General features: G+C 62.3%; 13 protein-coding genes and 2 tRNA genes. 6 read left to right on the forward strand and 9 right to left on the reverse strand.

Annotated features, from left to right (window positions below; genetic code table 11):
* The first annotated feature begins 115 nt into the window (after window positions 1-115).
* The gene (hpt, locus tag SM753_RS06375; RefSeq protein ID WP_135536161.1) at window positions 116-694 is read left to right on the forward strand and encodes a hypoxanthine/guanine phosphoribosyltransferase; all 579 of its coding nucleotides are present in this window, start codon (window positions 116-118) and stop codon (window positions 692-694) included.
* Here the strand turns inward: hpt and SM753_RS06380 are convergent.
* The 4 genes from SM753_RS06380 to SM753_RS06395 all read right to left on the reverse strand — a co-directional run bounded on the left by SM753_RS06380 (window position 691) and on the right by SM753_RS06395 (window position 4,011).
* A complete protein-coding gene (locus tag SM753_RS06380; RefSeq protein ID WP_323190972.1) occupies window positions 691-1,161 on the reverse strand; it encodes a hypothetical protein in 471 nt (156 codons plus the stop codon). The genes hpt and SM753_RS06380 overlap by 4 nt on opposite strands.
* Before the next feature lie 131 nt (window positions 1,162-1,292).
* A complete protein-coding gene (locus tag SM753_RS06385; RefSeq protein WP_323190973.1) occupies window positions 1,293-2,372 on the reverse strand; it encodes a putative sulfate/molybdate transporter in 1,080 nt (359 codons plus the stop codon).
* A 401-nt stretch (window positions 2,373-2,773) separates the two neighbouring features.
* The gene (locus SM753_RS06390) at window positions 2,774-3,430 is read right to left on the reverse strand and encodes a TrkA family potassium uptake protein (protein ID WP_135536158.1); all 657 of its coding nucleotides are present in this window, start codon (window positions 3,428-3,430) and stop codon (window positions 2,774-2,776) included.
* A 35-nt stretch (window positions 3,431-3,465) separates the two neighbouring features.
* Complete coding sequence (locus tag SM753_RS06395) at window positions 3,466-4,011, reverse strand: thermonuclease family protein (protein WP_323190974.1); 546 nt, start codon at window positions 4,009-4,011, stop codon at window positions 3,466-3,468.
* 278 nt (window positions 4,012-4,289) lie between these two features.
* Between SM753_RS06395 and SM753_RS06400 the strand changes: the two genes are divergently transcribed.
* Window positions 4,290-4,760, forward strand: coding sequence for a hypothetical protein (locus SM753_RS06400; protein WP_323190975.1), 471 nt, complete (start codon window positions 4,290-4,292; stop codon window positions 4,758-4,760).
* Between the two features lie 139 nt (window positions 4,761-4,899).
* Here the strand turns inward: SM753_RS06400 and SM753_RS06405 are convergent, their stop codons facing one another.
* Window positions 4,900-6,390, reverse strand: coding sequence for an Hvo_1808 family surface protein (locus SM753_RS06405; protein ID WP_323190976.1), 1,491 nt, complete (start codon window positions 6,388-6,390; stop codon window positions 4,900-4,902).
* Between the two features lie 194 nt (window positions 6,391-6,584).
* Here SM753_RS06405 and SM753_RS06410 point away from each other — a divergent pair, with 194 nt between their 5' ends.
* Window positions 6,585-7,355: a YhjD/YihY/BrkB family envelope integrity protein gene (locus tag SM753_RS06410; protein WP_323190977.1), complete on the forward strand. Its 771-nt coding sequence runs from the start codon at window positions 6,585-6,587 to the stop codon at window positions 7,353-7,355.
* A 589-nt stretch (window positions 7,356-7,944) separates the two neighbouring features.
* On the opposite strand, the gene SM753_RS06415 is transcribed toward SM753_RS06410, so the two are convergent.
* The 3 genes from SM753_RS06415 to SM753_RS06425 all read right to left on the reverse strand — a co-directional run bounded on the left by SM753_RS06415 (window position 7,945) and on the right by SM753_RS06425 (window position 9,837).
* Window positions 7,945-8,313, reverse strand: a complete 369-nt coding sequence (locus SM753_RS06415; RefSeq protein ID WP_323190978.1) for a hypothetical protein — start codon at window positions 8,311-8,313, stop codon at window positions 7,945-7,947.
* 730 nt (window positions 8,314-9,043) lie between these two features.
* A tRNA-Thr gene (locus tag SM753_RS06420) sits at window positions 9,044-9,115 on the reverse strand.
* A 50-nt stretch (window positions 9,116-9,165) separates the two neighbouring features.
* Window positions 9,166-9,837, reverse strand: a complete 672-nt coding sequence (locus SM753_RS06425; RefSeq protein WP_323190979.1) for a hypothetical protein — start codon at window positions 9,835-9,837, stop codon at window positions 9,166-9,168.
* A gap of 60 nt (window positions 9,838-9,897) precedes the next feature.
* On the opposite strand from SM753_RS06425, the gene SM753_RS06430 reads away from it, so the two are divergent.
* Entirely contained in the window at window positions 9,898-10,584 is a 687-nt protein-coding gene (locus tag SM753_RS06430) for an enoyl-CoA hydratase/isomerase family protein (protein ID WP_323190980.1), read from the forward strand.
* A 26-nt stretch (window positions 10,585-10,610) separates the two neighbouring features.
* On the forward strand, window positions 10,611-11,222 hold the full coding sequence (locus SM753_RS06435) for a hypothetical protein (protein ID WP_323190981.1): 612 nt from the start codon (window positions 10,611-10,613) through the stop codon (window positions 11,220-11,222).
* A gap of 30 nt (window positions 11,223-11,252) precedes the next feature.
* Here the strand turns inward: SM753_RS06435 and SM753_RS06440 are convergent, their stop codons facing one another.
* Window positions 11,253-12,050: an NAD+ synthase gene (locus SM753_RS06440; RefSeq protein ID WP_323190982.1), complete on the reverse strand. Its 798-nt coding sequence runs from the start codon at window positions 12,048-12,050 to the stop codon at window positions 11,253-11,255.
* Between the two features lie 234 nt (window positions 12,051-12,284).
* Here SM753_RS06440 and SM753_RS06445 point away from each other — a divergent pair.
* Window positions 12,285-12,355: transfer RNA gene (locus tag SM753_RS06445), tRNA-Gly, on the forward strand.
* The last annotated feature ends 1,080 nt before the right edge of the window (window positions 12,356-13,435 follow it).

The following is a 13,435-nucleotide window of genomic DNA, read 5'->3' on the forward strand; positions in this document are numbered from 1 at the left end:
TCCGACAGTATGAGTCCGGCGCGTCGACGGTCTGCGCTCTGAATTCTCCGCTGTTGTCCTGCTCCGCGCGGTGCAGGGATCAGTACCTTTTTTTCCGCTGTCGAGTACACTCGGCATGGAAAAACTCCGAGAATCCCTCCACGACGCCCCGATCATCGAGAAGGAGGGCGGCTACGAGTACCTCGTTCATCCTATCAGCAACTGCGTTCCGATGCTCGAACCCGGACTGCTCCGGGAAGTCGTCAACGAGATCATCCAGAAGGCGGACCTGGAAGACGTAGACAAGATCGTCACCCCCGCAGCGATGGGGATCCACATCAGCACGGCGGTGTCGCTGATGACAGACATCCCACTCGTCGTCATTCGCAAGCGCCAGTACGGCCTGGACGGCGAAGTGGCGTTGTTTCAGGAGACGGGGTACAGCGAGAGCGAGATGTACATCAACGACGTCGACGAGGGCGACCGCGTGCTGTTGCTCGACGATATGCTCTCGACCGGCGGCACGCTCAAGGCGATCATCGAGGCGCTCGACGATATCGGCGCTGACCTCGTCGACACGGTGGTCGTGATGAAGAAAGTCGGCGGCGAGAACGCGCTGGCCGACGGCGACCACGAGGTCAAGACACTCGTCAACCTGCGGGTAGAGGACGGCAGCGTAACTCTCGTCGACGAGCAGTCAGTGACGCCGACCTAGGCTCGCGGGTCGCGGTCCGGTCCCGGGTACTCGCCCTCCTGTGTGGCGTCGTAGAGGCTCTCGGCGTCGAACACGGTGGCGAAGGCGTCGGGCGTACGAACGGACAGCCCCTGATACGGCTGGATAGAGAGGCCCGTCTTCGCGGAGCGAAGCGTCTCGTCGAACGAGAGCAGGTGCGCCGCTCCGGACTGGTAGGCGCTGGCGAGGCCGGGATGGTCGTCCGGCGGGTGGTCGACGGCGACGCGCTCGTCCTCGATCCGTTCACGCCAGTCGCTCGCCAGACCGTCGTCGGCGAGCGCCGCTATCGCGGCTTCGGCGTCGTCGAGCAGGGCCTCGCTTGCGACGAGATCGACCCACGAGTGCCGGCGGACGTGGTCCAGCGCCTCGCGGGCGGGACCGCCGACCAGGAGGTCCGCAACGAGCACATCCGCGTCCGCGACGACGCGGGTCGGGTCGGGGTCAGTCATCTCGGCGCTCACCGAGCGTGTCACGGATAGCTTCGACGTCAGCGTCCGTCCGGTCGGCGCGGTCGAACAGGTCGGCCCAGGTGTGGCTCATACGAGACAGCAGGGACCGACGAGCAAAAAACCGGTCGACGCTACCGCAGGTAGCGGTAGGCGAGCGCGCCGGCGACGAACGCGACGCCGACGTTGACGAGGAGCCCCGCGACGCCGACGGCGGCCGTCAGGAGCGCGTCGTCGGTGTCGGCCGCTGCCCGGCCGAGTTGGACGGCGACGACGGCGAGCAAGACGCCGAGCAGTGCGGTCGGAAAGGCCATTACGAGACCGCCACCGGCCACCAGCGCCACCGCGGCGTACAGCACGCCGAGAATCAGATTCGCGCCGCCGGTTCGCGCGCCGAACGCGTACTTGCCAGCGAGGCCGCCGCTTCCGTGACACATCGGGAGGCCGCCGAGCGGGACCGCAGCTAACGTCATCGCGCCCATGCTCGTCGAGAGGTCGTCGGGGGACACGTCGCGGTCGAACAGGTCGGCACAGAGAACGGCCGTCGCGACGGCGGCGTTGCCGACGGTCATCGCGAGTTGCGCGACCGCCCCCTCGACGACCACGACCGAGAGCGTCGGCGCGCCGCTGGGAAACGCCGCGAGCGCGGGAACCGCCGGCGACGGGACCCCGGTTTCGGCGACGGCGAGGCCCGCCCCCACCGCCAGCACGACCAGCGCGCTCGCCTGTCCGCGGCGCGCGAGCACCGCCGCGGCGGCGACTCCCACCCCGAGAGCGGCGACCGCGACGTTCGCCTCGCCGAGCGAGATGCCGGTTTCCAGCAGCAACAGGGCCACCGCGAACTGGACGCCCCGAACGACCGGTCGGCCGACGACCGACTCGACCCGGTCGAGCGCGCCGAGTGCGCCCATTGCGAGGAGGACGACGCCGGCGAGCAACCCCGCCGCGGCGAGTTCACCGGCGGTGAGCGCGCCCGCTATCGCCAGCCCCGCGAGCGCCTTCATCGGTTCGACTGACAGCGGTAAGCCGTAGGCCACGCCCCAGACCACCTGAAAGACGCCGAACAGAAACAGGACGTGCGGGAGCGACACCGCCGTCGTCGCACCTAGTGCGACGACTATCGGCAGCACCGTAACCGAATCCCCTAACGCGCCGGTCAGCTCTCCCGCGGAGAACGACAGTCGGGCGCGAAGCGACTGCACCGCCGTGGCCATTTAACCATCGTACTGCGTGAAGGCTCATTACCGTTCGGAGAAATCAGAACCGGTGGCGCGAATACGTTCGGGTAACTGTTACTGGTTTCTCCTCACCGCCACAGATTTCCTCGTCATTCCGTGCAGTTCGTCGTCGAACGGTGTCGCCAGTGACACGCCGGTACCGTCCGAACGGCGTCGAGGACGGCGACGAACAGGGGTGTACGCGACACGGGTAGAACGGAGCAGAGACTCGGAACACGGAGTCATGCGTCCGTCTGACGGGTATTTATGCCCGCACGGTCACGAGATACCGCCGGGCGCGCCGCAAGGCCTCAGTTCCCATCCTCCCGACAGCGCGCCCGGCACACCGCTATCTCCCACCCGCACCTTTTGCGCCCGTTACCCGTCGCGAGACGGACTTACGACGGTAGGACGGACGTTCGAACCTCTTCGACGGCCTCCGACTGAACGATGACGGCGATCCGGTCGTCCGCCTCGATCCGCGTCCCGGGAAGCGGGATCGTCAGCGATTCGTGTGCGCGACCGTGCGCGTAGATGCGAGCGGTCGATGGCAGGTCGACGCTGCTGATCCGTTCGCCGATGAGCGGCGACCCGTCGCGAATGGTAAACACCGTCAACTGGAGTTGTTCGGTGAGGTCAGACACGACGTTGAAGTCCCCGCCCAGCAGCGCGGTTTTCGCGCCGGCCGCTCCGAGCCGCTCGGGGTATATTATCTCGTCAACGTCGTCCGCGTACTTCTTGTATATCTCTTCGCGGTAGTCCTCGTCGATGCGCAGGACGGTCCGACAGCCGTAATGCTTGCCCACCATGCAGGCCGCGAAGTTGACGTTCAGGTCGCCGGTCAGTCCACCGATGGCGTCCGCGGTGTCGAGCCCGGCCTGTTCGAGAACCTCCTCCTCGGACCCGTCGCCTTCGACCGTTTCGAACCCGTCAGTTATTGCGCGTTCGGCCTTTTCCGGGTCGTTTTCGACGACTATCACGTCGTGGCCCTCCTCCCGGAGGATACGAGCGGTCCGGATACCGACCCGGCCGTACCCGACGATGACGAACTTCATAAGGAGTCATACGAAACCGGGGGTGAAAATAGTGACTACGAACCGTCGGCACACGACCAGAGGCCCGTCCCGTTCGCCCGGGCCCGTCGCTCCGCGTCGGCGTACTGGTCGCGGTCCGCGAACTCGGTGTCGTAGAGGCGCGCGTACCCCCGGTCGACGAGTTGCCGGTTGAAGTGGCCGCCGTCGTACTCGACGTACGCGAGCAGTCGGCCGTACCCGCCGCGGCGGTCGGACTCGGGGTCGACGACGAGCGTTACTTCCTCGCCCGCCAGTTCGGTTCGGGCGAACTCGCTGGACCGGTGACCCCAGTCTCGCAAGCAGTCCCGTCCTGTCTCGGTGTCCGGGACGCCCTCGAACTCCGCCGGGTCGTTCTCCGCGTGGACTTCCGGTGTGTCGACGCCGAGTAACCGCACTGTCTCGCGCGTGCCGTTCGGATACTCGACCTCGACAGTGTCACCGTCGACTACCTCAACGACCGTCACGTCGTGGCGTTCGGTCGTCCGCGGGTCGTCTCCGACGACTCCGCCCAGACAGCCGGCGAGCAACAGAACGAACAGACACGACAGGAGGACGCGGCGCATCGGTGTCTCATGAGAGCGGACGCCACTTCATAGTCCCGGGACCGGACGAACGGGCAAGCAGACACTGACGGATGTGCGTCAGTGTGGTAGCGTGTGCAACTGTTTACACACCTGATCGCACTCGCCTAGGATTCCAGATATGTGATAGCTTTTAAACGCTACTGTATTTTGACCCGAGTAAACTCGGCTGAACCGTCGCTAACTACCGTGGAAATCGGGTGAATCCGGTGTGACGCTCTCGACGGTTGAAGTGGGTGTACCTGCCAGAACCGAGTGCAATGCGCCTAACCAAGATCGCGGCACTCGGACTCGCGGTACTGCTGCTGACCACTGGGGTCGCGGCGGCCGCGTCCGGCAGTGCCTCCGTCGACGTACAGCCCGCGAACGAGAGCGACTCCGCACAGGGTCCGCCCGCGAACGCGGGGAACGGAACGGCGTCCGACGCCGACGGCGAGCGCGGCCCCCCGGTTGACCTCCCGGACCAAGTTCCTGACCACGTGAGTGACATCCACCAGGCGATACACGGGTTCTTCGACGGGACGATCGACTCCCTCGGCGACGCGGTCAGCGACCTGACGCCGGGCGAGGAGAACGACAGCGAGGCTGAAAACGCCGACGACGATGCCGAGAACACCGACGACGATGCCGAGAACACCGACGACGATGCCGAGAGCGACGCCGACGAGGACGCTGACGGTAGTCCCGAGAACGACGCCGATAGCGATTCCGAGCGTCGGGACGGCCTCTGATAACAGAAGTTGCGATAGACCGGCTTCCCGCTGAACCGCAACGGCTCTCCGCCGCACTCGCGGACGGATTTTCCTTCGTTTTACAGTCCGGCTTCGAACCGGTACATCTCCGACCGGAACTTCGCCTCCCACCGGCGTCTCAAACGGATGGAAGCCGCGATGCGGGCTTCCGGTTCCCCGCCGCGCCGTCTCCGCGCACGTCCGCCGGAATATCACCGGTCGCCGGCGGATGCAGCGTCACCAGGCCGTCCGCCGACGGCGCGCTCGCGATAGTGACCGTATCGCCGTTCCGCTCGACGTAGTACGCGTCGGCGAACGGTCCGTCGTCGAGGACCCAGTGGCCCGCGCGTCGCTCCGCGCCGTGGTACGACAGCAGCCGCTCGTACCCGTCGACGAAGGTACTCGCGTTGTCCGCGTCGTCCCAGCGGATCTGCCAGACGTAGCCGGCGTCGTCTCCGTTCTCGTAGGCGTACAGCCGGTCGTTGCCCCAGCCGTTCGAGTAGTTGAGGTCGTAGTCGAGCGCCGCGCCCCCGCCGCGCTCGCGGACGAACGCCTCGCTGTCTATCACGGACCCCTCCCGGTCGTCGTACAGCGTGTACGCGAACATCGTCGCCAGACCGGCCTCGCCGACGGTCACCGTTCCGGACCCGTCGCTCCGGCGGACCCGCTCCCAGTCGTCAGTGCTATGGTCCCGGCTGTCAAGCGGGAGCGGCCCCGCAACGTCCGGTCCGTGGATGATCTGTTCGGTGCTGACGGGCGGGTCGTCGTACTGGTCGGAGACCCCCTCCCATCCCTCTCGGCTCCGCACCGATTCGACGTAGGACTGTCCTTCGGCGTACGGGAAGTACGACAGGATGTACAGCCCCATGTGGATGTCGGGGGCGGCGACGTCGGCGTCGCCGCCGGTCCCGCCGGTCGCCCGCGGCCGAAAGCAGTCCCACTCGGCCTCGCAACGGGCCTCGTACTCGCCGTCGACGAGGTTCGCATCGCCCTCGATCAGCGAGAGCAACGCTGTCACGCGGTCGTCCGACGCCGAGGGCGGCGCTCGGATCTCCACGCCGTTTCCGTACCGGAACTGGTAGGCGTGATACAGTTCCTGCGAGAGCGTGATCTCGTCGATACTGGGCTGTTCGGAGTCCGAGACGATCACGATACGGTCCTCGGGAATGCTGTAATAACCCAGGACGGACGACTCGCTGTTTTGCTGTGCGACGGATGCGGAGTCCGCGTCGTCGCCGACCAGAAACAACGCGCGGTGGTGCACGTTCTCGTACACGCGGTCCCCGCCCGCGGCGGTCTCACCAGGCGTCTCGTTTCGATACTCGTCCCGCCTGACGACGGTTACGTCGACGTCTTCCCGGAACTCGACCCCGCGGATACGTTCGACGCGAGCCATCGACCGGGCCACCACGGCGTCCAGTTCGCTGTCGTTCAGTCCGTTGTCGGAGTCGACTGACAACGAGGCGTTGTACCAGTGGCCGTTCTCCCACCCCTGAACGTCGGTCCGTGATTCGTTCGACTGATCTGTGGGGTCATCGGTGTCGGCAGGACTGAACCCCGTGGGAGCGGCACAACCGGCGAGGGCAACGAGAAGGAGGACGAGTAACAGTGACGGACGAGACGGTCGCATCCTCCGAGTGTACGGTCGCCGAGAAAAAAAGCCACCGGGAAACGTGGCGTTCCACGATCACCGCCCGGCCGACGGATCGTCGGCCGCCGTCGCCCGGCCCACCCGGTCGGCAGTCGTCCCACACCGACGCCCGGGTAACTGATACTCGGGCGACAGATATCGAGCGTTTTGGTGCTGATAGCCGTATATCCCCTATGGCGCGACTGGCCAGGGTACTCGACGTCGTGATCACCGTAGTCAGGTCGAGCTACGAACACGACGTGAGATATCCGGCGGCGGCGCTCGCGTACTACGCCTTCGTCTCGTTCGTCCCGGTCCTCCTGCTGGCGTTTGCGGTCGTCGGCGAGCAGTTCGCCGCGGAGATCGAACGGGCAGCGCCGCAGTTTCTCACGCTCGAAGCCCGGCGGTTGATCTCTCAGGCGACGACGACCGCGTCGGGACAGACAGGTGCGTCGGTGCTCGCTATCGCCGTGATCGGCTGGAGCGGTGCGAACGTCGCCATGGACTTCCAGACGGTCGTCGAACGCGTCGAAGGCGTAGAGGAGCAGCCGTTGCGACAGCAGTTCCGCAACTCGGTCGCCGTCCTCGGGTCGCTCGGGCTGGCGATACTCGCGGTGCTTTTCACGAGCACGCTCTTTACCCTCCCGCCGGCGGGGTCGTACGCCGGTCTCGTCATGCTGTTTATCGTGCTGACGGCCGCGTTCGTCCCGCTGTATTACGTGCCGTCCACCGTTCTCCCGACGCCGTCGTCGGCGCTTCCCGGCGCGCTGACGGCCGCGTTCGGGTGGACGACGATCCACACAGGCATCCTCTTCTACGCCGCAAACGCCGGCAGGTACGCTATCTACGGCGTTCTAAGCGGGATCATAATCATCCTCACGAGCCTCTACATCGCCGCCGTCGTGCTCCTGACCGGGGTCATCGTCAACGTGACCCTGGTGGAGAAGGGGTACGTCATCGCGTAGCGAGTCGGTCAGCGAACTGGCCCGACAGCGCACCCAAGCGGTAGCCGCCCGGACGACAGCGCGTCCCCGATGACGGAATCGGGAAAGCAAAAAGAAGATCTGTCCGTACTCTCGGCCGAGTACTCGTGAACGGGGCGCTATGGGCGAAAAGGAGCCGTTAGCGTTTCCGATTCGCTTTCCGAGGGGAGACGGTTCACGCTCGAACCGTGCGAATTACTCCGCTGTTGAAACTCCAAGACCAGCGACCGCAAGAAGAGCCTAGGCCGGGATTTGAACCCGGGCTCTCGTCGGCATTCGTTGACCAATCTGCGCGGGCTTTTGCTCCAGATAGAGACGAGCCTATTGAGCGTGTCTGGTATGAATAGTTCCGCCATTTCGATGATGACATCAGTGATTTACTGCTACAGAATCTCCAAGAGTATTATCAATGGTGTAAATCAAACTCGAATTCTCTACAGTATTCTAAATACGATATAAAACATCACCAAGAGAAAACAGAACAGTATCTGACAGATTGAGTCCTATCGCTGTCCTTTGCATGAAAGGGCTGAGGTGAGTTTACTGTCCTTTAGGCCCTCAGAGCAACGAATTATAGCTCACTAAACAAACTCCATGAAGTTACTGCTGCGGCTGTGGTAGGAAAACCGACAGCACATAACAGCAATAAGCTCCCGAACCCAACAGCATGCCTCCCCTGGATATCAAGGGTTGGCGAGAACTTAGGTAGTGGTTCAAAGGCAGTAAGAGCAAAGAAGAGAATCATGAATAGGATAACACAAAGGAAACTTCCGAGAACCGCGAGATACGAGGCTCTGGCCTGCTTCTTGGCTCGTTTATCTGACAGCACAGCTTTTGCCCTCGGTAGTAAGTGGTTGAATTGGATCGATAGTGGAGTATAAATAAAGGCTGCAATACCGAGTAACCCAAATGCAAACCTGAGTATGCCAATTTCTGTCATTAAACTAATTTCTATCCTCGCTCTACTGTTTTGAATGTTTTCACTTTCACGGGGTGCCTCTTTGCATGAGAAGGACTGCTGTGTTCTGATAAAAAGAAATTCAATAATCTCTCACAGTCGGGATTCTCGTTATTAATTATGTTCCAAATGTCAGGTTCTGACTGCTCAATGAATTCACCTTCGTATCGCCAGCGGTTCTTGTTGTAGTCAGACCACTCGACAAAGGGGAGCGATTCCGAGACAGAGTTACCACTTTTCGTTGCTTTGGCACTCATGATTTACTCCTTAGTTCTCCAGACAAGCAGGTATCCGATTGGGCGCTATTTTAGAGGGACAGGCGTTTCTGTTGCGCCGCTCAGAAGGGAACTCGTCGGAGAACTTCCTCACAAGAGTAGACTCAATCTATTCGTATATTAGTTTTATTCCAAATTTGACATCTGGCTCGATAGCGGATTTGATGAGAAACTTCTGGCAGAGTAACATTTGTACGCGAGTGCCAGAGAGGATTGATGTTCTAACCGGGTGGCCCGTTCTCGATGATGCCCTGTTTGGAACCGTAATTCTTCAAAACAGAAGCACGACGTACGGTGTCCGCGGGCGCGGGTGTCCTTGACGACGTCGAGCCAGCGGCAAAACCCTCCGCGAGACGGGTGGAATTCTCGTTGCTAATCGGGGAAATACTAAATGAGAAGGGCGCTGTACTGGAATTACAGCCTGCGACGAAGGAACAAGCCTAGGCCGGAATTTGAATCCGGGCTCTCGTCCTTACCAAGGACGCGCTTTACCGCTAAGCTACCCAGGCGCGTCTGGTGATTGGCGGTTGCTGTCTTTAGGCGTTTCGATTCCGTTCGGTCATCGGTCGGACGCCGATTTCGGGACGCTATCGGTGCCGCTACCGTCGGTTGCGGTGGCTTCGATGCCGAGAGCGCCGGGCGAGTCCGGGAGCACGGCCTCCGCTGAAGAGAACGAAGAGCCGCGGCCGTCGGCGAGCGCGGCTGCGGTGTCGAGCGTGGCGGCGGAGGGCGTGACGCCGACGGCGGACGTACCCGCGATGACCGCCAGTTCGAGAACGTTGCGTTCGAGGGAGCCGTCGAGCGCCGGCGCGTCGGCATCGGGCGCGCGTCGCCGCGTCTGGTCCCGGCCGAACGCCTGAACGGTGGCGACGGCTTTGTCGGCGGCGTCGGTCCGGGCCAGCAGATAGAACCCGCGGGAGACGAGGACGTCCGCGGCGAGAACGTCGAGGTTCGGTTCGGTGTGGTCGTCGCTCTCGGCCCACGGTTCAGTGCGGGCGAGCGTGCGGGTGAGACGAAGCCCGTCGTAGATCAGTTGGACGCCAGCAGCGCGATTCGAGATGCTGGCGAAATCGATGTTCTCGTCGGCGGCCCGCGCGGAAAGCAGTGCGAGTGCACCCGGCGTCATCGAGGCCTCTCCGACGTGGTCGTCGATGACGTCGTGGAGTCGGTCGGGCTCGATGTCCCGAACCGCTTCGCGGGCGGCGCGCCGGCACGTGGCGGCCTCTTCCATTATCGCGGACTAGCGGTGGGAGGGGCAAAGACCTTTGGAAACGGACCACGACATCGGGACGTGATCGAATCGAGCGACGACGGGCGGATCCGGACGGTGACGCTCGACCGACCTGAGCGCAAGAACGCCCTCACCCCCGACGGGCTGGACGCCCTTCGAGACGCAGTTACCGAGGCCGAGACGCCGGTGGTGTTTCTCCGGGGCGCTGGCGACGCGTTCTGTGCCGGTGCGGACTTGAACGTGGTCGACGACCTCGACCGAGAGACGGCGAGGGAGTTCGCCCGCCGGGGTCAGCGAACCGCCACCGCCATCGCCGAGGCGGACAGCGCGGTCGTTGCGGGCGTCGACGGCGCGGCGCGGGGAGGTGGTGTCGAACTGGCGCTGGCCTGTGACGTCCGGGTGGCGACGACGGACGCGACGTTCGGCGAACCGGGCGTCACGTTCGGCCTGTTCGGTGCCTGGGGCGGGACGGTGCGGCTTCCGGCGGTCGTCGGTGAGAGTCAGGCGAGAGACCTCGCGCTCTCCGGACGGGTCGTCGACGCCGCCGAAGCCAGGCGGATCGGGCTGGTCTCTCGCGTCGTCGCGGACCCGCGGGACGTGGCGGCGGAGATAGCCGCGAACGACCGGGCGGCGCTGTCAGTCCTCACGGAGCGTCTCCGCGACAGGTCGGACCGGGAAACCAGAGAGAAACGGGAGGCGACCGCGTTCGGCGAACTTGTCGCTGAACGGGACAGTCGCAAGGGTTAGGTACGCGGTAGTTCCCATTCATACCTATGACCGAGTGCGACCACTGTGGGGCCTCATTCGACGGGGAGGAGGAGTACCTCCGTCACCTCCGCGACGAGCACGCAGGGGAGTTGAGTCGGATCGAACAGCGCCGGGTCGAGGGACTGACGGAGAGCGAGGATTCGGATGGGATCCCCACTGTCGCCGTGTACGGCGTGACCCTCGTCGGCATCCTGATCGCCGGTGCGCTCGCGTACGTCCTGCTCGCAGGCGGAGGGAGCGCGGCCGAGGACGTCAAAACTGAGCCCCACTCATCGGGTAGCGTTCACGAACACGGCACGATGAACGTGACCATCGACGGTCGAACCCTCGATTTCAGTAAGGACAGGTTCCAGATGCAGGACCGGAACTTCTTCCACTACGAGGCCGGGAGCGGCGAACGGTGGCACGTCCACGGCCAGCGAGTCACTCTGGAGTACGGCCTCTCGACGCTCGGTATCCAGGTGACTAAAAACTCGGTGAGGTTCGAGGGGACGACGTACAACGACGACGACGAGGGCACCAGCGTCACCTTCGAGGTCAACGGCGAATCGGTCAACCCGCGCGATTACGTCCTGCAGGAAGGCGACCACGTCCGCGTGATCGTCACGACGGAGTGATCCCTGTCCGTGACAGAACGTCGGTAGTCGCTACGGCGACGGTTCCGCCGGCGCGGGCGGCAGCGACCGCTTGTGCTTGCTCTGCTCGTACAGTTCTCGGACTCTGTCGATCGTGTCGCGGTCGATGTCGAGCGTGCGCTGTGTGGCCGCGACTGACAGCGTCCCTTCGATGTGCAGCGCCAACACGGCGTCGAGCGTGTCGTAGTCGACGCCCATCTCGTCCTCGTCGGTCTGGTCCTCCCACAGTTCGGCCGTCGACGGTTTCGTGACGACCCGTTCGGAGACGCCGACGTCGCTCGCCAACTGGCGCACTTGCTGTTTGTACAGGTTACCGATGGGGTGGCAGTCCACCGCGCCGTCGCCGTACTTCGTGAAATAGCCCGTCAGCGACTCGCTCTTGTTGCCGGTGCCGAGCACCACGCGGTTCTCGTGGTTGGCAACGAGGTAGTTCAAGACGCCACGGACGCGCGCTCGGCTGTTCCCGACGGCCGTCGTATCGTCCTCCGCCGCCGGGTAGGCGTCCAACAGGTCGTCGACTATCGGGTCGATCTCGATCACGTCGTGGGAAATCCCCAGGTTCTCGGCGACTCGCTCGGCGTCGCTCATGTTGTCCTCGCTGCTGACCGTCGCAGGCAGCACCAGCCCGTACACGCTGTCGGTTCCGAGCGCCTCGACGGCCAGATACGCGGTCAGCGCGCTGTCTACGCCGCCGGAGAGCCCCAGCACTGCTCCGTCTGCCCCCGCCGCGTCGACGGTGTCCTCGATGAACGACGTGATGTTCTCCCGGCGCACCTGCAGTTCCGACTCCGAAAAGCGGAGATCGAGCATCAGACTGTGGTACGGGGCGAACGGCCTAATAGTCACTCGTTATTCGCGAAAACTGGACGAATGACGAGTGTCCGGTTCGGTGAGCCGAAGCGCTACGTTGAAGTACGCTGACCGGAAAGAACGGAGTGAGTTGGATCCTGGCCGAGCAGTGCGAGGGCAGGACCGACGCATGAAGCGCGCCGGTGGTGAGCAAATCCGAAGGATTTGCGAGCCTCGGCGCGAGTAAGCGAACGAGCGCCGGTGGTCTAGTGGTAGGACATGAGCTTCCCAAGCTCATAGCCCGGGTTCAATTCCCGGCCGGCGCATCCACAACTTAGACGGCCTATTTTTCCTTTTTCCGTTTGTTGAACGCTAAGAAGAAATAAGTGTGTAGAACCATGGAACCACTAACCGTCGAAACTCCACGCCCTACGGCGGTTTCCGAACAGGCCAAAGGTAACACTCTCAATCGGGGGTATCCAGATGGATTTTGATCTCGGCTATAACGAAGCCGACGCCAGCGAATCTCCCGAAATTAGAGACATAGAACTTCCCCGTCCGCCAGTCTGCAAGAAGAATGGGGAAATTCTCAAAAAGTATGCTATGGTCTAATAGAGGTGAGTACGCGAAAGCTTTTGACCCAGACGAAGCCACGGAACTCCTTGAATATCTCCAGCAACGGGCAGGGAAAGGAGACAACTATCTGGACCATATTCAAAAAGCTATCAAACGCTTATTCAGCTATTGGAGAGTTTCCGATAACAAACATATTGGAGAGTGAAACCATGGCATAGAGATCACCACAAACCACGGAAGCGACGGGAAGAGGGGCCGCGACCGTTTCCGCCCCCACGAATTTCAGGAACTCTATGACGCTGCAATTAGACTCAGTGCCGTCAAGAACTACTATAATAAGAATATGAATTCCGACGAACGAGATCGAATTAAAATCCTGCTCGCCAAATGATTCTGCAAGCCGGAAGAACAGTATTGGCCCGGAGGACTTTGAACAGTCGAATTCGTGGAAAATTCCGTCTATTATCGCCGTTACACTCGATACCGGTCTTCGACCAATTGAAATTGGAAAGGCCAGAACCGACTGATTTGACCTTGATAATGGCGAAATTCAGGTTCCAGAAGAGGAAGCGATAAAGAACGAGGAATATTGGGAATGAGGTCTTGGGGATACCGCTACAAATGCCGTTCTAAAGTGGTTAAAAGAGCGAGAGACCTACGAGAAGTACCGGGGTCAGGAAAAGATGTGGTTTACGGAGCGCGGAAATCCGTACAGCTCTGGACCACTAAACGATATTTTGAGCAAACTCGTTGATGAAGCGGAAATCAAGCCCGGAAACCGGAATCTCGTATGGTATTCTATTTGTCATGGTGTAGCTACTCATTGGGCA

The sequence above is a fragment of the Halostella sp. PRR32 genome (genome assembly GCF_034808085.1).
Classification (GTDB): Archaea; Halobacteriota; Halobacteria; order Halobacteriales; family Natronoarchaeaceae; genus Halostella; species Halostella pelagica.